At 50.4% G+C, this 20540-nt stretch carries 17 protein-coding genes and 2 tRNA genes; 3 read left to right on the top strand and 16 right to left on the bottom strand.

What is annotated here, in order from left to right; all coding sequences use genetic code 11:
- The first annotated feature begins 2 nt into the window (after positions 1-2).
- From ubiU to EH207_RS02460, 3 genes are all read left to right on the top strand, one after another.
- On the top strand, positions 3-998 hold the full coding sequence (gene ubiU, locus EH207_RS02470; protein WP_137712581.1) for a ubiquinone anaerobic biosynthesis protein UbiU: 996 nt from the start codon (positions 3-5) through the stop codon (positions 996-998).
- Between the two features lie 11 nt (positions 999-1009).
- Complete coding sequence (locus EH207_RS02465; RefSeq protein WP_137712580.1) at positions 1010-1888, top strand: U32 family peptidase; 879 nt, start codon at positions 1010-1012, stop codon at positions 1886-1888.
- 161 nt (positions 1889-2049) lie between these two features.
- The gene (locus tag EH207_RS02460) at positions 2050-3063 is read left to right on the top strand and encodes a luciferase-like monooxygenase (protein ID WP_137715234.1); all 1014 of its coding nucleotides are present in this window, start codon (positions 2050-2052) and stop codon (positions 3061-3063) included.
- A gap of 42 nt (positions 3064-3105) precedes the next feature.
- On the opposite strand, the gene EH207_RS02455 is transcribed toward EH207_RS02460, so the two are convergent.
- The 16 genes from EH207_RS02455 to folP form a co-directional block, all read right to left on the bottom strand.
- Entirely contained in the window at positions 3106-4830 is a 1725-nt protein-coding gene (locus EH207_RS02455; RefSeq protein ID WP_137712579.1) for a phosphoethanolamine transferase CptA, read from the bottom strand.
- Between the two features lie 474 nt (positions 4831-5304).
- Entirely contained in the window at positions 5305-7125 is a 1821-nt protein-coding gene (locus EH207_RS02450) for a DEAD/DEAH family ATP-dependent RNA helicase (protein ID WP_137712578.1), read from the bottom strand.
- A complete protein-coding gene (gene yrbN, locus EH207_RS18560) occupies positions 7118-7189 on the bottom strand; it encodes a protein YrbN (protein ID WP_377805042.1) in 72 nt (23 codons plus the stop codon). The genes EH207_RS02450 and yrbN overlap by 8 nt, the downstream gene beginning before the upstream one ends.
- 110 nt (positions 7190-7299) lie before the next feature.
- Positions 7300-8184: a lipoprotein NlpI gene (gene nlpI, locus EH207_RS02440; protein WP_137712577.1), complete on the bottom strand. Its 885-nt coding sequence runs from the start codon at positions 8182-8184 to the stop codon at positions 7300-7302.
- A 135-nt stretch (positions 8185-8319) separates the two neighbouring features.
- Positions 8320-10443 carry a polyribonucleotide nucleotidyltransferase gene (pnp, locus tag EH207_RS02435; protein WP_137712576.1) on the bottom strand — a complete coding sequence of 708 codons (2124 nt, stop codon included), beginning with the start codon at positions 10441-10443 and terminating at the stop codon, positions 8320-8322.
- Positions 10444-10701: 258 nt separating this feature from the next.
- Complete coding sequence (rpsO, locus tag EH207_RS02430; protein WP_009114440.1) at positions 10702-10971, bottom strand: 30S ribosomal protein S15; 270 nt, start codon at positions 10969-10971, stop codon at positions 10702-10704.
- Between the two features lie 127 nt (positions 10972-11098).
- Positions 11099-12043 carry a tRNA pseudouridine(55) synthase TruB gene (gene truB, locus EH207_RS02425; RefSeq protein WP_137712575.1) on the bottom strand — a complete coding sequence of 315 codons (945 nt, stop codon included), beginning with the start codon at positions 12041-12043 and terminating at the stop codon, positions 11099-11101.
- Positions 12043-12441, bottom strand: coding sequence for a 30S ribosome-binding factor RbfA (gene rbfA / locus EH207_RS02420; RefSeq protein ID WP_137712574.1), 399 nt, complete (start codon positions 12439-12441; stop codon positions 12043-12045). The genes truB and rbfA overlap by 1 nt, the downstream gene beginning before the upstream one ends.
- Positions 12442-12516: 75 nt before the next feature.
- Positions 12517-15225: a translation initiation factor IF-2 gene (infB, locus tag EH207_RS02415; protein ID WP_137712573.1), complete on the bottom strand. Its 2709-nt coding sequence runs from the start codon at positions 15223-15225 to the stop codon at positions 12517-12519.
- Positions 15226-15250: 25 nt separating this feature from the next.
- Positions 15251-16762 (bottom strand): transcription termination factor NusA, encoded by a 1512-nt coding sequence (nusA, locus tag EH207_RS02410; protein WP_137712572.1) that lies wholly within the window; start codon positions 16760-16762, stop codon positions 15251-15253.
- A 21-nt stretch (positions 16763-16783) separates the two neighbouring features.
- On the bottom strand, positions 16784-17236 hold the full coding sequence (gene rimP / locus EH207_RS02405; RefSeq protein ID WP_137712571.1) for a ribosome maturation factor RimP: 453 nt from the start codon (positions 17234-17236) through the stop codon (positions 16784-16786).
- Between the two features lie 220 nt (positions 17237-17456).
- Positions 17457-17533 (bottom strand) — tRNA-Met (locus EH207_RS02400).
- A 59-nt stretch (positions 17534-17592) separates the two neighbouring features.
- Positions 17593-17679: transfer RNA gene (locus EH207_RS02395), tRNA-Leu, on the bottom strand.
- Positions 17680-17759: 80 nt separating this feature from the next.
- Complete coding sequence (gene secG / locus EH207_RS02390) at positions 17760-18092, bottom strand: preprotein translocase subunit SecG (RefSeq protein WP_137712570.1); 333 nt, start codon at positions 18090-18092, stop codon at positions 17760-17762.
- Positions 18093-18342: 250 nt separating this feature from the next.
- Positions 18343-19680, bottom strand: a complete 1338-nt coding sequence (gene glmM / locus EH207_RS02385) for a phosphoglucosamine mutase (RefSeq protein ID WP_137712569.1) — start codon at positions 19678-19680, stop codon at positions 18343-18345.
- Between the two features lie 8 nt (positions 19681-19688).
- The gene (gene folP / locus EH207_RS02380) at positions 19689-20522 is read right to left on the bottom strand and encodes a dihydropteroate synthase (protein WP_137712568.1); all 834 of its coding nucleotides are present in this window, start codon (positions 20520-20522) and stop codon (positions 19689-19691) included.
- Between the last annotated feature and the right edge of the window lie 18 nt (positions 20523-20540).

The raw sequence follows: 20540 nt of genomic DNA, 5'->3' as shown, positions 1-20540 counted from the left end.
GTATGGAACTGCTTTGCCCCGCCGGTAATCTTCCGGCACTGAAAGCCGCTATTGATAATGGCGCAGATGCGGTCTACATCGGACTGAAAGATGACACCAACGCACGTCATTTCGCCGGACTCAACTTTACCGACAAAAAACTTCAGGAAGCGCGTGAATATGTACAGCGCCACCGCCGTAAACTTCACATCGCCATCAATACGTTTGCCCATCCTGATGGTTACCAACGCTGGCGGCATGCGGTGGATATGGCCGCGCAAATCGGTGCTGATGCGCTGATCCTCGCCGATTTAGCCATGCTGGAATACGCCGCTGAACGCTATCCCGATATTGAACGCCACGTTTCCGTACAGGCTTCCGCCACCAATACGGAAGCGATTCGTTTTTACCAGCGCCATTTTGCTGTTTCCCGCGTGGTGTTACCGCGCGTGCTCTCAATCCATCAGGTAAAACAGCTGGCGCGAACTACGCCCGTTCCGTTGGAAGTGTTTGCGTTCGGCAGTCTGTGCATCATGGCCGAAGGCCGGTGTTACCTCTCTTCTTACCTGACAGGCGAATCGCCCAATACCGTGGGGGCCTGTTCTCCGGCACGTTTTGTCCGCTGGCAGGATACCCCCCAGGGTATGGAATCCCGGTTGAATAATGTGTTGATCGATCGCTATCAGGATCATGAAAACGCGGGTTATCCCACCTTATGCAAAGGACGTTATCTGGTCGACGGTCAGCGCTACCACGCGCTCGAAGAACCCACCAGCCTGAATACGCTGGCGCTATTGCCCGAACTGCTGGCCGCCAACATTGCCTCGGTGAAAATAGAGGGGCGGCAGCGCAGTCCCGCCTATGTCAGTCAGATCACCCGCGTCTGGCGACAGGCGATCGACCGCTGTCTGTCCAGTCCTGAAACATTCAGCCCGACGCAAGCGTGGATGGATGCGCTGGGTTCAGTAGCGGAAGGCACACAAACCACCCTGGGCGCCTACCATCGTCAATGGCAGTAGCAGGAGAAAATATGAAATACGCATTGGGTCCCATCCTCTACTACTGGCCCAAACAAGATATCGAAACGTTTTATCAGGCGGCAATCAACAGCCGCGCCGAGATCATTTATCTCGGTGAAACCGTGTGCAGCAAACGCCGACTGATGAAGGTCAACGATTGGCTTGAACTCGCCAGACAAATTGCGGACAGCGGTAAACAGGTGGTGCTCTCCACATTGGCATTGCTTCAGGCGCCTTCTGAATTGAATGAGCTGAAACGCTATGTAGAAAACGGGGAATTTCTGCTGGAAGCCAACGATCTCGGCGCCGTCAACATGGCAGCGGAACGCCTGCTGCCCTTCGTCGCCGGGCATGCCCTGAATTGCTATAACGCCTATACGCTGCGTTTGCTGTATAAACAGGGCATGATGCGTTGGTGTATGCCGGTCGAACTTTCGCGCGACTGGTTGCAAAATCTGCTCTATCAGTGTGACGAACTGGGATTCCGCCATCAGTTTGAAGTTGAAGTACTGAGCTACGGCCACTTGCCGTTGGCTTACTCGGCCCGTTGCTTTACCGCTCGTTCGGAAAACCGGGCGAAAGACGAATGTCAAACCTGCTGCCTTAAATATCCACAGGGACGTAAAGTGCTGTCGCAGGAAAATCAGACGGTTTTCGTGCTCAACGGCATACAAACGCAAAGCGGCTATTGTTATAACCTGGGTAATGAACTGGCCTCCATGCGGGAATTGGTGGACATCGTCCGGCTTTCGCCGGACGGTATGGATACCCTATCCATGCTGGACAAGTTCCGCGCCAATGAGCAGGGTAAATCCCCACTGGAGCTGGCGAGTCAGGCAGATTGCAACGGTTACTGGAAACGCGTCGCCGGGCTGGAATTGATCCAATAGCGCGTTTTCCCTTTTCGCTGAGACGGGCAGATGCCTCTTTCCGCCCGTTTCCTCTTCCTGAAAATTGTGTAATTGTGCGTAATAGCATATTACTGGTAGGTACTCTCATCATTGGCTGGCATGATATTTCTGCCAGTCGCAACGACAAAGTGAGCAGAGTCATGTCCCTATCCCATTGTCCGGCTAAGTTTTCCATCCTCGATCTTGCGCCCATTCCGCAAGGAGCCAGCCCACGGCACGCCTTCCACCACTCGCTGGATTTGGTCCAGCATGCTGAAAACTGGGGCTATCATCGCTACTGGCTGGCGGAACACCATAATATGACTGGCATCGCCAGCGCCGCAACCTCGGTGCTGATTGGCTATCTCGCCGCCGGCACGCAGCATATTCGCATTGGTTCAGGCGGCGTAATGTTGCCTAATCATGCGCCGCTGGTCATTGCGGAGCAATTCGGGACGCTGGAGTCACTCTATCCGGGCCGTATCGATCTGGGATTAGGCCGGGCACCAGGCACCGATCAGCGAACCATGATGGCGCTGCGGCGTCATCTGAATGCTGATATTGATGATTTCCCGCGGGACGTACAGGAATTACAGCGCTATTTTGCGGATGTCCAACCCGGCCAGACCGTCCAGGCGGTGCCCGGTCAGGGGCTACAAGTTCCTATCTGGCTGTTGGGTTCCAGTTTATATAGCGCTCAGTTGGCCGCCGCATTGGGGTTGCCTTTTGCATTCGCCGCTCATTTTGCTCCAGAGATGTTACTCCAGGCGTTAAACATTTATCGCGAAGCGTTTAAGCCCTCCGCCGCACACCCTAAATCTTATGCGATGGTGTGCGTCAACGTGGTCGCCGCCGACAGCGAACGTGACGCCCGTTTCCTCTTTACCTCAATGCAACAGCAGTTTGTAAACCTGCGCCGCGGTGCGCCAGGACCACTTCCCGCACCGGTGGAGAATATGGACTCTCTCTGGTCAACCGCAGAGCAATTTGGCGTAGAGCGGGCTTTGCAACTGTCGATCGTAGGCGATCGGGAAAAGGTCAGACATGGCTTGCAGCGTTTGCTACGTGAAACTCAGGTGGATGAAGTGATGATCAACGGCCAGATATTTGATCACCAGGCACGCTTGCGTTCATTTGAGATCGCCATGAGCGTACAGCAAGATATGGGGAGTTAGGTAAAAGCAAAGGATGCCTTTTTCCGCATCCTTACACCGCCACTATGATTTGGCGCCGACTGCCGTTGCCGGCAGGCTATCAAACGTTCTCAGCCCTTTTTTATCGTAAGGATTGCCAATCCAGCGTTCTGTCTCTTTGAAATTCGGGTTTACCAGACTCTTGGAGGGCTTATAAAAATCATAACTCAGACCCGCCAAATCAGACCAGGTATGAATCAGGTATGCGCTGCTGTACTTGCGATCCACATAAGACGCAAAATTGAGCGAGTGGTTTTTCTGCCATTCGGGCGATATCCAGACGATAAAGGGAACGGTGTACATTGCCCGGGTTGGCGCGGCTTCATTACGCCCCAGAACAGCATGCGGCGGCGTTTCATAAACATCCTCACCATGATCGGAGAAATAGAGCAGAAAGCCATTCGGTTTATTTTTCGCGAACATCTTAATCAGGTTTTCTACAATATAGTCGTTATATAATTCCGCATTATCGTAGTGGTTATAAACATCAACTTCCCGATCGTTTAATTCCGGTGGCAAACCCACTTTGTCATTAAATTTGTTGAACGCCTCGGGATAACGATATTTATAGTTCATATGCGTCCCCAATAAATGGACGACAATGAATTTTTTCGGCGCAGGATCGGCCATGACCTCCTCAAACGGCGGTAAAACAACATCATCGTATTGCCTTGCGCTTTGCGTTCGCTGATTATTCAGATAAAACTGTTTATCCGTCTGTTTTGAAAAAACCGTCAGCATCGTATTACGTTTAGTCATCGTCTGCTGATTGGTGATCCAGAAAGTTTTGTAACCTGCTTGCTTCATCAGATTCATCAATGACGGCTTGGTCAGATACAGGTTGGGATTTTGTTCATCCGCAAACGTCAGCGCCTGTTGCAGAATTTCAATCGTATAAGGGCGTGACGTCACGACATTGTTGAAGACCACCAGATTCGGATCAGATTTTCTCAACGCATCCAAACGTGGCGTAGTCTGGCGTGAGTAACCATACAAGCTCATACGGCTGCGGGTCGTTGATTCACCGATAACCAGCACCAGCGTGCGAGGCGTATCGCCATTCGCATCTTTTAGATTGGCAAGCGGCGGCAACGCAGCATTTTGCTGCAACATGGCTTTCATGCTGGTCAGTTGTTGGCGATATTCAAGATAGCTGCTCAGAAACTGCCAGGGCGCCGTCGTCGCCATGCGACCGGCCAGATATCCAAGAGTATCTTCCGATGACTGCTTGCCGACGATCATCTTTTTATAGATGGGTACGCCAAAAAGAACAGTTAAGATTAACAGCGATACAACCGCTTTATATTTCGTCACCAAATTGACAGGACGCAATTTTTTCCATAGCAGAAATGCCACTAACGTATAAGCAAGCAATATTCCCACTGCTTTCAAACTAAAATACTGGCTTAAATATTCACTTGCTTCCGCTGAGTTCGACTCAAACATCACGAACAGAACGCTTTGAGAAAATTCCTGTTTATAAATGGAATAGTAGCTCAGCGCCGTTGCTGATGAAGCCCACAGTATAACGCCTATGACACCGGCAATTGTACGGGTTCTATCAGGGAACAATAAAACGGGAATAAGCCAAAATAAGCTATAAAGCAATGCGTCGCGTAATCCGTTCGTACCGTTATGACCGGATAATAAAATTAATAGCTGCAATGAGCAGGAAAAAAACCAGAAAAATAGTAACAACCATCCCGCCCCTTTCCAGTCGGGCTTTATTTTCTTTAAAAAATTTGACATTTACTTAAATCCAGCGTGCGTTATTTTAATTTAGTCTTTTCAAAAAATGCTGAATGCAGCCTTTTCTGATAGCGTCTGTTTTTTAATAACTTGGGCATACAAAGCTATTGTTTGCATAACGATGAGTAGCCATTAAAAAACAAAATCATTAAGCGAAACTTAATTCGGTTGAATTAGACTGTTTTATTTTGCTTCTTCAAAAAAAAACGACCCTCGAAAGGGTCGTTTCAGACTGTTGATAAACCTATCACGGAACCAGAACGGTGAGAATGGGATAGAAGAGTAAAGCGCCCGCGCCAGGGATGGTGCGGCCCGAGCTTACAGGGACGTACTTGCAGCGTCTTTACGATCTACCCATTCTCACCGCTCGACGCACTTTGTCATCAACCTCAAACGACCCTCGAAAGGGTCGTTTTCACATCGGAAAAAATCAGGCTATGAAATAGCTACGCTTTATTTTCTGGCCTAACCGTATTAAGCGTCCACAGGACGACGACGTGGAGCACGCGGCGCCGCATCACGGTTGAAAGAACGGCGCGGGCCACTGTCACGACCCGCAGGACGACCACCACGACGCTCGCCGCCCTCACGACGTTCATGCGGCTGAGCATCGCCAAGTAACTGCATATTCATCGGCTTGTTCAGAATACGAGTACGAGTAAAGTGTGATAACAAATCACCCGGCATGCCTTTTGGCAGTTCGATGGTCGAGTGAGAAGCAAACAGTTTAATATTGCCGATATAGCGGCTGCTGATGTCGCCTTCATTGGCAATCGCCCCCACAATATGGCGAACTTCGACACCATCATCACGGCCCACTTCAATACGATACAGCTCCATGTCACCCACATCACGGCGCTCACGACGTGCTGGACGCTCTCCGTCACGGCTGTCACGTGGCTCACGGCGACGATCACCACGACCCGCATCATCACGATCGCGGAATTCACGACGCGGACGACGATCAAATACCGGGTCAGGCGGCAGAATCAAAGGACGCTCACCTTGCGCCATCTTCAACAACGCCGCGGCCAACGTTTCAATATCAAGCTCTTCCTGAGGTTGCAGTTTTGCCAGTAGTGCACGATACATATCCAGATCGCTGCTTTCCAGCTGTTGCTGTACTTTAGCGGCAAACTTGGCCAGACGGCGTTGCCCCAGCAGTTCCGCATTTGGCAATTCCACTTCGGGAATCGTCAATTTCATGGTGCGTTCAATGTTACGCAGCAGGCGACGCTCACGGTTTTCCACAAACAGTAATGCACGGCCGGCACGACCGGCACGGCCAGTACGACCGATACGGTGAACGTAGGATTCAGAATCCATCGGGATATCGTAGTTTACCACCAGGCTGATACGCTCAACGTCCAGACCACGGGCGGCAACGTCGGTGGCGATCAGAATATCCAGACGGCCGTCTTTCAGACGCTCCAGCGTCTGTTCACGCAGTGCCTGGTTCATGTCGCCATTCAAGGCCGCGCTACTATAACCGCTGCGTTCTAGCGCCTCTGCCACTTCCAGCGTTGCATTTTTGGTACGCACGAAAATAATCGCCGCATCAAAATCTTCCGCTTCCAGAAAACGAACCAGCGCTTCATTTTTACGAACGCCTTGTGCGGTCCAGTAGCTCTGGCTGATATCGGGGCGCGTCGTCACGCTTGACTGAATGCGAACTTCCTGAGGATCTTTCATGAAACGACGGGTAATACGACGAATCGCTTCCGGCATGGTTGCAGAGAACAGCGCGGTCTGATGCTGAGCCGGGATCTGCGCCATGATATTCTCTACATCTTCAATAAAGCCCATACGCAACATTTCATCGGCTTCATCCAGTACCAGACCACTCAGGTTAGACAGATCCAGCGTACCGCGCTTCAGGTGATCCAGCAGACGCCCCGGCGTACCGACAACGATCTGTGCTCCGCCGCGCAAGGCGCGCAGTTGCACGTCGTAACGCTGGCCGCCATACAGAGCAACCACATTGACACCATGCATATGCTTGGCAAAATCATTACAGGCTTCAGCCACCTGAACCGCCAGTTCGCGTGTCGGGGCCAGCACCAGCATCTGCGGCGCTTTTAACTCAGGTTTTAAATTATTAAGTAATGGCAGAGCAAAAGCCGCAGTCTTACCGCTGCCGGTCTGCGCCATGCCCAGCACATCGCGACCGCTCAGCAGATGGGGAATACATTCAGCCTGAATCGGCGATGGTTTTTCGTAGCCCAGATCGGTCAGGGCATTAATAATCGGAGCAGACAGCCCCAAATTAGCAAAAGAAGTTGATAAATCAGTCATGTACACGTGCCTCATTGTATATGGCGGCCAGTCTACATAACTCGTCGAGAAAATTTTCAGTCATTTTCATTGAAAAGTGTGAACCGGCTCAAATTGGATTAATAAGCGAACAAGAAAGCCCTCACCCGCAAAGGTGATAACCATAGTGTTAGGGCTGATATCGTTGTTCGTCAGCTATTGCTGGTCCGATCCTGATAGGTCGTCTTGCTCTTGGCCTAAAAGCGCCAATTCCAACAATGCATAGCGGTGCTCAACAAAGTTATGAACATTGTTAGCAACCGTCAGCTTGAACAGCGCCAAGGCGGTGTTCTTGTCCCCCAGACTTAGGTAATGCTTACCTAAATAGAAGTCAGTTTCACTGAGATGCTCAGCGAGCGAAGTGTTATCCGTAGCTTCTTCCTGTAGTCGCTGCATCAGTATTTTTTCACTGATACTGCCCAGGTAGAATTCGACAATTTTCCATCCCCAAGGCCCTTTCTGTGCTCTGTCATAACGTTTTTTCAACGCTACCCTGGCCGTCTCTGGATCGATTTCTCGCTCCACAAGGTATAGCCATAACGAACGGAAAGGATCATTTGGATCGTCTCGATAAAACGCCAGCAGATCATCCTGCGCTAACAAGTAACGACCGCCATAATACAAAGCGATGCCCCGGTTTAAACGCGCGTAATTGTAAGTTGGATCAAGCTCTAGTACAGAATCAAACGCCTCATAGGCAGCATCAAAATTGCCTGCCTGCGTTAAGTAAATCCCCAGATAGTTAAAAACCTCTGGTATATCAGGGCGGATCGTCAACGCTTGTGAAAAATCATTTCGCGCCAATGCCCGCAACCCTAAGCTATCATACAGCACTCCGCGCTCATATAATAGCTGTGCGCGTTCATCATCGGTCAATGCCCGGCTCGCAAGGATCTGTTCCATACGCGCCAGAATCACTTCCTGCTGCAAAGTTGGCTGTAACGGAATTGCCAATACCGCATCTTTGCGCCAATCCGTGTTGCTGCATCCTGCCAGCATAAGTGCTGTTGCAACATAACACCAGCGCAAGAAAGGCTTCATTTCCCACTCCCGAAGACGAACATTGAATGAACATCCTGTCCCGGCCTGCTTAATATAAGGATATCCCTATCCTTATAATACATGCAGCACTAAATCGTTAATGCAAACGATCCGCAACTGACAACTGTATAACAGTTATTCTTCCTCAGAAGACGGCACCGCCGCTTCCTGAGGCTGAGTATTTGCTTCTTTAATACTCAAACGAACCCGGCCCTGGCGATCAACTTCCAATACCTTGACCGGCACTTCCTGACCCATTTGCAGATAGTCAGTCACTTTCTCAACGCGCTTGTCAGCAATCTGAGAAATGTGTACTAAACCTTCTTTACCACCACCGATGGCAAAGAAAGCGCCGAAATCAACAATACGCGTCACTTTACCCTGATAGACACGGCCCACTTCGATTTCAGCGGTAATCTCTTCAATACGGCGAATAGCATGTTTAGCTTTTTCACCGTCTGTAGAAGCAATCTTCACTGTACCGTCATCTTCGATCTCAATGGTCGTACCGGTTTCTTCCGTCAACGCACGAATAACCGACCCGCCCTTACCGATGACATCTTTGATTTTGTCAGTACTGATCTTGATGGTATGGATACGCGGTGCGAATTCAGAGATGTCGCCGCGTGGCGTACTGATAGCCTGTTCCATCACACCCAAAATGTGCAGACGAGCACCCTTGGCCTGATTCAAAGCAACCTGCATGATTTCGCGGGTAATGCCTTCGATTTTGATATCCATCTGCAATGCGGTGATACCTTCGCGGCTACCGGCCACTTTGAAATCCATATCGCCCAAGTGATCTTCATCACCCAGAATATCGGACAGAACCACAAAATTTTCGCCTTCTTTTACTAATCCCATCGCGATACCCGCGACAGCGGCTTTAATCGGCACACCCGCATCCATTAGTGCCAGTGAAGCACCACAGACTGACGCCATGGAGGAAGAACCGTTTGATTCCGTGATTTCAGACACCACGCGCACGGTATATGGAAATTCATTCGCTTTAGGCATAACGGCCAGAACGCCACGTTTTGCCAAGCGGCCATGACCAATTTCACGACGCTTGGGCGAACCTACCATTCCGGTTTCACCCACGGAGTACGGAGGGAAATTGTAGTGCAGCAGGAAGCGATCGGTACGTTCGCCGGTTAATTCATCGATCGACTGTGCATCACGCTCGGTTCCCAACGTTGCGGTAACCAGTGCCTGAGTTTCACCACGAGTGAACAATGCAGAACCGTGGGTACGCGGTAATACACCGGTGCGCACGTCAAGACCACGAATCATGTCTTTTTCACGACCATCGATACGCGGCTCACCACGCAATACGCGGCTACGCACAACGTTCTTCTCAATGTTGCCCAACACTTCCTGGATTTCGCCCGCATTCAGCGTTTCGTCTTCCGCCAGCAGTGCCTCTTCCACCTCGGCCTTGATGAGGTCAACCTGAGCATAACGCTCTTGTTTTTCAGTGATGCGGTAAGCGTCACCCAAACGCGTTTCAGACAGCGCCTGTACGCGCTGGTGCAAATCGGCATTCACTTCCGGCGCGTGCCAATCCCACTTGGGTTTTCCTGCTTCAGCAACCAGTGCATTGATGTTTTCGATAACAATCTGCTGCTGCTCGTGACCAAATACCACGGCGCCCAGCATTTGATCTTCACTTAACAGATCGGCTTCAGATTCCACCATCAGCACCGCGCCTTCCGTACCGGCAACCACCAGATCCAGGCGACTCTGTTTCAGCTCGTCAATCGTCGGGTTCAGTACGTACTGGTCATTCAAATAGCCAACACGAGCGGCGCCGATGGGACCGCCGAACGGTATACCAGACAAGCTCAGCGCGGCAGACGCACCAATCATGGCAACAATATCGGGGTTAACCTGCGGGTTAACGGAGACTACGGTGGCAATAACCTGAACTTCATTCAGGAAGCCTTCTGGAAACAGCGGGCGAATCGGGCGGTCAATCAGACGAGAAATCAGCGTCTCACCTTCGCTTGGACGGCCTTCACGACGGAAGAAACCGCCTGGGAAGCGCCCAGCAGCGTAGGTACGCTCCTGATAGTTGACCGTCAGAGGGAAAAAACCCTGACCTGGTTTAGCTTGTTTGGCACCCACAACAGTAACAAATACAGCAGTATCATCCATGCTAACCATCACAGCCGCGGTAGCCTGGCGTGCCATCATACCGGTTTCTAACGTGACGGTATGCTGACCATATTGGAACTTACGAACGATCGGATTCAACAAAATAATATCCTTAACTGAGGCGTGTCACTCTGACTCTGGATAGACACGCCGGTGAACTCCCGACCTTTACACTACATCCTCACGACTAATGACAACCCTTACCCTGCTCATGCAGATAAAGCCTCTCATTAGCCGCGCGAACCTCTGTAATGAAAGATCAATAATTAAAACAACATTACATTACTCTGTTTTACGAGCGCTTCCTATTCTAGAAGAAAGGGGCCAAAAGAGGCCCCTTCCTACTGAAACTCATAAGAATTAGCGACGCAGACCCAGACGTTCAATCAGGCTGGTGTAACGCGCGACATCTTTACGCTTCAAATAGTCCAGCAGCTTACGACGCTGAGAAACCATACGCAGCAGACCACGACGGCTGTGGTGGTCTTTCTTGTGCTCGGCAAAATGACCTTGCAGATGGTTGATCTGCGCAGTCAGCAAAGCGACCTGAACTTCGGTAGAACCACTGTCGTTAGTACCACGACCGAATTCCGCTACGATTTTAGCTTTAGCTTCAACACTTAGAGACATGATAATACTCCAAACATTATAGATAAAAAAAACAGGCGCCGATCTCTAATTCAGCCACCCAATAGTCAAGCCGCGTTATTCTACTCTTAGCATCTTGCGATAGCAAGGTGACAACAGACAGGACGGCTTAGTCCTGAAACTCAACGACTAAACGACGCGGCGCAACACGTCCGTCGTCGTCAATTTCACCCATACCGATAAATTTATGCCCTTCACCTTCGGTAATACGCACCATGCCATTCAAAGAAATGCCCGGTGTATTAACCGCCTGTCCCAGTTTCAGGTAACCGGCAACCACGGGATTCAAATTGACTTCGGGGAAACCCATTACCGGGCTGTCCATCGGCATCAGAAGTGGATCAAGACTTAACGCAGGCGCTTGCTCATCAATCTGTGACTGCGCCAATAGTTCGTTCAACTGATCGAGCGTCACCATCTTTTCAGTAGGATAGGTTGAAACCTGTAGACGGCGCAGATAAATCACATGTGCGCCACAACCTAATTTCTCACCCAAATCATCAACAATGGTGCGAATATAAGTCCCTTTAGAACAGTGAATTTCCAGTTCCAGCTCATCAACTTCATAACGGATAAATCGTAGTTCATAGACGGTAATTTCACGCGCTTGCCGCGGAACAACCAATCCTTGACGCGCATATTCGTATAGCGGGCGTCCCTGGTACTTTAACGCCGAATACATAGAAGGAACTTGCTGGGTGGTCCCGCGGAAGCCTGTAATTGCCTGTTCCAGCTCAGTCTGTGAAAAGTTCACCGGGCGCGTTTCTATGACATTCCCATCGGCATCCGATGTGTCTGTCCGCTGTCCGAGCCTGGCAATCACGCGATACCGCTTGTCTGAATCCAGCAAATACTGAGAGAACTTGGTTGCTTCGCCGAGGCAGATCGGCAGCATACCGGTCGCCAACGGGTCCAACGCGCCGGTATGACCCGCTTTATTGGCGTTAAAAATCCGCTTTACTTTCTGTAAAACGTCATTAGACGACATGCCTTGAGACTTATCCAACAATAAAACGCCGTGTACATCACGGCCACGGCGGCGAGGACGGCTCATTAATCCTCCCGATCTTCGCCCGCGGCAGAACGACGCTCTACATCATTCCTGACAGCGTTGGTGACCAGATTGGACATTCTCATCCCTTCGACCAGGGAGTTGTCATAAGCAAACGTCAATTCCGGCACCACACGCAAACGCATCGCTTTGCCTAATAGCACGCGGATAAAACCAGACGCATCTTGCAACGCTTTAACTGCCGTCTTCACCTGCTCCGGCTCATTATCATTTAGGAATGTCACGAAAACTTTTGCGTAAGCCAGATCGCGGGAAACCTCAACGCCGGAAACGGTCGCCATACCAATCCGCGGATCTTTCACTTCACGTTGAATAATAATGGCGATTTCTTTTTGCATTTCCTGCGCGACACGCTGAGTGCGGCTGAATTCTTTTGCCATATTAAATCCTCAATTAAAAATCGGGGGGCACTAAGGCCCCCTTACAAATCACTCACCTCATCGCTTAAAGCAGAATTAAACGATGCTGCGTTTGATCTCAATTGTTTCAAAGACTTCGATCACATCGCCAGTACGAACGTCATTGTAGTTCTTCACGCCGATACCACATTCCATACCGTTACGAACTTCGTTAACATCGTCTTTGAAGCGACGCAGAGATTCCAGCTCGCCTTCGTAGATCACCACGTTGTCACGCAACACACGGATCTTATTGTGACGTTTGACCACACCTTCCGTGACCATACAGCCCGCGATCGCGCCAAATTTAGGCGACTTGAACACATCACGAACTTCTGCCAGACCGATGATCTCTTGTTTATATTCCGGCGCCAACATACCGCTCATGGCCTGTTTGACTTCATCAATCAGGTCATAGATGACGGAGTAGTAACGCAGATCCAGACTTTCCGCTTCAACAATACGACGAGCAGACGCATCTGCACGGACGTTAAAGCCAAGAAGAATCGCATTTGAAGCCGCTGCCAGTGTCGCGTCGGTTTCTGTGATACCGCCCACACCAGAACCCACAATCTTCACTTTCACTTCATCAGTAGACAGTTTTTGCAGCGAATCAGAAATCGCTTCACAAGAGCCCTGAACATCGGATTTAAGTACGATATTCAACTCAGAAACTTCACCTTCCGTCATGTTGGCGAACATGTTTTCAAGTTTGGATTTCTGCTGGCGAGCCAGTTTAACCTCTCGGAATTTACCCTGACGATAGAGAGCTACTTCACGCGCTTTTTTCTCGTCACGAACCACGGTTGCCTCATCACCAGCGGCTGGCACGCCCGAAAGCCCCAGTATCTCAACCGGGATGGACGGACCTGCTGCAACAACTTCTCGTCCCAGCTCATCACGCATGGCACGAACACGACCGTACTCAAAACCACATAGAACGATATCGCCTTTATTCAGCGTACCTTCACGAACCAGAACGGTCGCAACCGGACCACGACCTTTATCCAGGAAGGACTCGATCACCACGCCGCTTGCCATACCGCTGCGAATGGCTTTCAGTTCAAGGACTTCAGCTTGCAGCAAAATCGCGTCCAATAGTTCGTCGATACCCGTACCTGCTTTTGCAGACACATGAACAAACTGGGACTCACCGCCCCACTCTTCCGGCATAATACCGTACTGAGACAGTTCAGTTTTAACACGATCCGGATCGGCTTCCGGTTTATCAATTTTGTTTACCGCAACAACAACCGGCACCTGAGCGGCTTTCGCATGCTGAATGGCTTCAATTGTCTGTGGCATCACGCCATCATCGGCCGCAACGACCAGAACCACGATGTCCGTTGCCTGTGCGCCACGAGCACGCATGGCGGTAAACGCGGCGTGTCCCGGCGTATCCAGGAAGGTAATCATGCCATTGTCGGTTTCAACGTGATAAGCGCCAATGTGCTGGGTAATCCCGCCGGCTTCGCCAGCCGCAACCTTGGTTGAACGGATATAGTCCAACAATGAGGTTTTACCGTGATCCACGTGCCCCATAATGGTAACGACAGGCGCGCGCGATTCAGCTGCCGCACCGGTATCACGGTCGCTCATGACCGCTTCTTCCAATTCATTCTCACGGCGCAGAATCACTTTGTGACCCATTTCTTCCGCGACGAGCTGTGCCGTTTCCTGATCGATAACCTGGTTGATGGTCGCCATCGCCCCCAGTTTCATCATCGCTTTGATAACCTGAGAACCTTTCACCGCCATTTTATTGGCTAATTCCGCGACGGTAACGGTCTCACCAATCACGACATCACGGTTAACCACCTGAGCAGGTTTGTTGAAGCTCTGCTGCAGCGTGCTTGGTTTTCGCTTGCCTTTACCGCCGCGGGTAACGGCGCGCGCCTCTTCACGATCGGCTTTGGACTCAGACAGGCGATTACCTTTCTTCTGCTTGGTGACCTTGCCTGCGCGACCACGGCTGCGGCGTTCGCCCTCTACCTGACGGTCATTCTCGTCTTCTGCTTCACGGGCATGATGAGACGTAGTCACATGATAATCTGCAGCGTCTTCAGGTTTGGCGCTTTCCGCTTCCCAGCGCCCGGCATTTTCTTCCGCCATGAGGCGAGCCTCTTCAGCGATGCGCCTTGCTTCCGCCTCAACCTTTAGGCGGGCAGCTTCTTCTGCTTTACGCTTAAGTTCGGCAGCTTCCGCCTCGCGCTTCGCTTTTTCAGCCTGAGCCGGCTTAGTCATAATTTCGTTTTGTTGATTCGTCACTTTCTCTTTTTCCGCTACATCACGCTTAGCTTTTTCAGCGGCCTCACGTTTGGCTTGCTCTCCGGCAGCACGTTTAGCTTTCTCAGCAGCCTCACGCCGGGCTTTATCTTCAACCTCGCGTTTAGCTTGCTCTTCAGCAGCGCGTTGTGCCTGTTCTTCCGCTTCACGCCGCGCCAACTCTTCCTCTTCAACCTGTTGAGCATCCATAGGATCGCGTTTTACATAAGTGCGTTTTTTGCGGACTTCGATCTGCACTGACTTACTTTTACCGCCCGTGCTTGGAATATTCAACGTGCTGCGCGTTTTGCGTTGCAGCGTCAGTTTACCAGGAACACTACCGCGATCGCGATTGAGGTGCGCCAGTAAGGTTTCTTTTTCGTGCTGAGTCACAGAATCCGATGCAGACTTGGTAATTCCCGCATCAGCAAACTGCTGTATCAGGCGGTCAACCGAAGTCTGAATCTCTGTGGCCAGCGATTTTACGGTTACATCTGTCATGCTGTTCCTTTCCTGCTACAGTTTGTTATTCGTTGTCGTCGCCAAACCAACAGATATTACGGGCCGCCATGATCAGTTCACCCGCTTTTTCATCATTCAGCTCTTCAATATCCGTCAGGTCGTCAACGCCCTGCTCAGCAAGATCTTCCAGCGTACAAACACCGCGTGCCGCAAGCTTGAACGCCATCTCACGCGACAGGCCAGGTAAACTGAGCAAATCGTCTGCGGGTTGGCCGTCACCGCGACTTTCTTCGTGTGCCAGCGCCAGCGTGGTCAATGCGGCTTTAGCACGTTCACGCAATGCTTCAATGGTCTCTTCATCAAGACCTTCGATAGCCTGTAATTCTTTAATTGGCACGTAAGCTAATTCTTCAAGTGAAGAGAAGCCCTCTTCAACCAGCACCGTGGCGAACTCTTCGTCAATATCAAGGTGCTTGGTGAACACATCGATCGCGGCATGCGCCTCAGCCTGATGCTTGGCCTGAAGATCTTCTATCGTCATCACGTTCAGTTCCCAGCGGTCATCTGAACGATGTTGTTTTAACAATTGGGAAGCCAAACGTACGTTCTGGCCATTACGACCAATAGCCTGCGCCAGATTGCTCGATTCAACCGCGATATCCATAGTACAGGTATCTTCATCAACGACGATGGAAACAACATCAGCCGGGGCCATGGCATTGATAACAAACTGAGCAGAATTGTCATCCCACAGAATGATATCGATACGCTCGCCCCCCAATTCGCTGGATACCGCCTGCACACGAGCACCGCGCATACCAACGCAGGCGCCAACCGGGTCGATACGCTTATCATTGGTTTTCACCGCAATTTTCGCACGGGACCCCGGATCGCGGGCGGCAGCTTTAATCTCAATGACTTCTTCACCGATTTCCGGTACTTCAATACGGAAGAGTTCTATCAGCATTTCCGGGCGGGAACGGCTGACGAACAGTTGTGCGCCACGAGCTTCGGGACGAACAGAGTACAATACGCCACGGATACGATCGCCAGGACGGAAATTCTCACGAGGCAACATGTCTTCACGACCGATGACCGCTTCAGCATTATTACCCAAGTCCAGCGAAATATTGTCGCGGTTAACTTTCTTCACGACACCGGTGACAATCTCGCCTTCCTGCTCACGGAACTGGTCAACAACCATTGCACGTTCAGCTTCACGAACTTTCTGTACGATGACCTGTTTTGCTGTTTGCGTGGTGATACGGTCAAACGTTACCGATTCAATCTGATCTTCCACATAACCGCCCACATCGAGCGAGGGGTCTTCAAACTGGGCCGCTTCCAATGTAATCTCACGCGTCGGCTGGGTTACTTCATTTACGACCAACCAACGGCGGAACGTATCAAAGTCACCTGTCTTGCGATCGATACTGACGCGGACATCAATTTCCTGCTCGTATTTTTTCTTAGTTGCTGTCGCCAGTGCGGTTTCCAGTGCTTCAAAAATCTTCTCGCGCGGGACGGCTTTTTCATTGGAAACGGCTTCAACAACAGCCAGAATCTCTTTATTCATCCTAGTTGCCTCATCCAAACTTTAAAAGTGGGGTACCAGGTTCGCTTTCTGGATATTGCTCAGCGCGAACACTTCGTCTTTGCCTTCCACTATTATGGTGATCATTTCGCCATCAACGGCTTTAATAACGCCCTGCCATTTACGGCGATTCTGGACTGCCATGCGCAGTACCACCGTCGCCTCTTCACCGATGAAACGCACATAATGTTCTACCGTGAACAAGGGACGCTCAAGCCCTGGAGACGATACTTCCAGGTTATAAGCGACAGCGATAGGATCCTCAACATCCAGTACCGCACTGACCTGGTGGCTGACATCAGCACAATCATCAACAGTGATCCCATCTTCACTATCAATATAAATACGCAGCGTCGATTGGCGACCCCGGATGAACTCAATACCGACCAATTGATAGCCTAATGCTTCGACTGGTGCTGAAATCATCGCTGTTAATTTTTGCTCTAATGTGGACAAGCCCACCCCCAAGACATAAAAAAAGGGCTTAATAGCCCAGTAGTTCTGTTGCCAAATAACAAAAAACCCCGATATATCGGGGCTTTATGCAACTGGACCCTAATACCGCTAAAAAACGCGGCACAACTTTCAGTTAAGGATTTTTTCAAAAAATCACTGTAAAAGCGATATCGATTTATTGAACAGTTTATTTGAAAAAACACTCTACTGAAAAGTTAAATGGTTGCGGGGGCCGGATTTGAACCGACGACCTTCGGGTTATGAGCCCGACGAGCTACCAAGCTGCTCCACCCCGCGTCCGAAAACGTGGCAAATACTACGCCGACAACCGCTAAAATGCAAGTCATCAATAGGATTGGTACCGAGGACGGGACTTGAACCCGTAAGCCCAATCGGGCACTACCACCTCAAGGTAGCGTGTCTACCAATTCCACCACCTCGGCATCACAAACAACTTCTTTCAACAGCAATGCAAGCATTGCTGCGATAAAGCTTTACTCTTTCATTTCAAACAATTATTCAATTATTTCGGAATATCGCTAGTCGGTGCAGCAGGTTCGGCAGGCATTGTAGTCTGCTCTGTATTCTCTGGCTGGCTCAGATTATCCCAGACACCGCCTTTCTTCTGCTGCGAACTCATGTTCCCCAAGACGAGACTGATAATGAAAAACAGTGCCGCCAGTATCGCCGTCGTGCGAGTCATAAAGTTACCGGAACCGCTCGAACCGAACAAAGTGGCGGAAGCACCTGCTCCGAACGAAGCGCCCATATCAGCACCTTTACCTTGCTGTAGCATAATCAAAGCAACAAGCACGATCGCGACCAACAGGAAAATGACTAAAAGAGCTTCGTACATAGTTGTACCTATAACCGTTTTCACCATCATTGATGGAGAATTCTATATTCTTGCGGCAAACCGCGTCTGATCCACGCATTAGGATGAGTCATTCATCCCCTATTAAGCGGGTCTGAATACTAACCAAAGGCTGTAGCGTACGCAAGGGTAATTTGGCAGTCATTTGCTGATTGAAGAAAAAAACAGCGGCTTTCAATGTGCAATCATAACTGAAAGCCTTATCTGCTTGATTGACAGGGTTTAACCGTCGTTAACCTACCGTCTTTACGGCCTCCGCAATTCGATTCGCCAGGCCGATAACCGTTGCTTCATGCTCCCCTTCAACCATGACGCGAATCAGCGGTTCAGTACCCGATTTACGCAACAGAACCCGTCCGCGACCGGTAAGCTCTTTTTCGACAGCTTGTGTCACCTGTTGGACTGTTTTGTCTTCAAGAGGGTCATGCTCACCGGAAAAACGTACATTAACCAGAATCTGCGGGAACAACGTCATACCACTGCATAAATCATGCAGGCTCATGTGGTTTCTGACCATCGCCGTCAGCACTTGCAGGCCAGCGATCACGCCATCACCTGTGGTGGTTTTATCCAACAGAATAACGTGACCGGAGTTTTCAGCACCGATACGCCAGCCTTTTGCCTGCATCATTTCCAACACATAGCGATCACCGACTTTCGCACGGGCAAAGGGAATACCTAGTTGCTTCAATGCAAGCTCCAGCCCCATGTTGCTCATCAAGGTGCCAACAGCACCGCCGCGCAATTGTCCCTGACGCAAACCTTCACGGGCGATGATATAAAGAATCTGATCGCCATCCACCTTGTTGCCAAGATGATCCACCATGATCAAGCGATCACCATCTCCATCAAATGCCAGTCCGACATCCGCTTTTTCAGCCAAAACACGAGTCTGCAACTGTCTGACATCCGTCGCGCCGCAATCTTTATTGATGTTCATACCATCCGGCTCACAGCCGATGGGGATTACTTTAGCACCGAGTTCGCGTAACACACTTGGCGCGATGTGGTATGTGGCGCCATTCGCACAGTCAACCACGATTTTCAGTCCGCTAAGGCTAAGCTCGCTCGGAAACGTCCCTTTGCAAAACTCAATATAGCGTCCTGCTGCATCAACAATACGATTTGCCTTACCCAACTCCGCTGATTCCACACAGGTCAGCGGTTTTTCCATCTCGGCTTCTATTGCTTCTTCCACATCATCAGGCAACTTGGTCCCGTCGATAGAGAAGAACTTAATGCCGTTGTCATAATAAGGGTTGTGTGAAGCAGAGATAACAATTCCCGCTTCCGCTCTGAAGGTACGAGTAAGGTAAGCAACCGCAGGTGTGGGCATTGGGCCGGTAAAAGAAGCAGACAAACCAGCCGCCGCAAGACCAGCCTCGAGGGCGGACTCCAGCATATAACCGGAAATTCGGGTGTCTTTACCGATAATGATTTTACGCGAACCATGACGCGCTAAAACCTTACCTGCGGCCCAGCCAAGTTTCAGCACAAAATCAGGCGTAATGGGTGTATCGCCAACCTTGCCACGCACACCATCCGTCCCAAAATATTTGCGGTTACTCATAATCGTTTCTATTCCTTCGCTGCAAGAGTAGCTTCAACAATGCGCATAGCATCGACTGTTTCTTTCACATCGTGAACCCGGATGATTTGTGCGCCCTGCATCGCTGCAATGACCGCACACGCCACGCTGCCCTGGACACGTTGTAATGGGGGGACTTTGAGTAATTGTCCAATCATAGATTTTCTGGACATCCCAACCAGCAGGGGTAGCCCAAAACGATGCAATTCCCCCAAACGAGCCAGAAGTTCATAATTATGAGCCAGATTCTTACCAAATCCGAATCCAGGGTCCAGTAATAGCTTACTTTTCTGAATATTGCCGTTCACACAACGATCAATATGCCGCTGTAAAAAATCCCCAATTTCTAACATCAAATCGTCGTAGTGTGGATTATGCTGCATGGTTTTCGGCAATCCCTGCATGTGCATCAGACAGACAGGCAATCCCGTTGCCGCCGCCGCCTCTAACGCACCAGGCTCCTGCAACGCTCGAACATCATTGATGAGGTATGCCCCAGCCTGAGCGGAAGCAGTGATAACTTCAGGTTTTGAGGTATCGACAGAGATCCATGTGTCAAAACGCTTAGACAACGCTTCAACCACTGGCACCACTCTTTCCAGTTCCTCTTCAGTACTGACTTCCCCTGCGCCAGGCCGAGTCGACTCCCCGCCAATATCGATCAATGTGGCACCAGCGGCAATCATCTCCTGAGCATGACACACAGCAGTATCTACGGTATTGTGCTTACCGCCATCAGAAAATGAGTCGGGTGTGACATTGAGAATCCCCATCACATTAGGGCGAGAAAGATCTAAGGTTGATCCTCTGGCGATCAATTGCATGACGTTTCCCTCAGCATT

The organism is Brenneria rubrifaciens (assembly GCF_005484945.1).
In the GTDB taxonomy this organism is placed as follows: Bacteria; Pseudomonadota; Gammaproteobacteria; order Enterobacterales; family Enterobacteriaceae; genus Brenneria; species Brenneria rubrifaciens.
The sequence above is the reverse complement of the archived record's forward strand: the minus strand, read 5'-3'. Positions and strand labels throughout refer to the sequence as shown.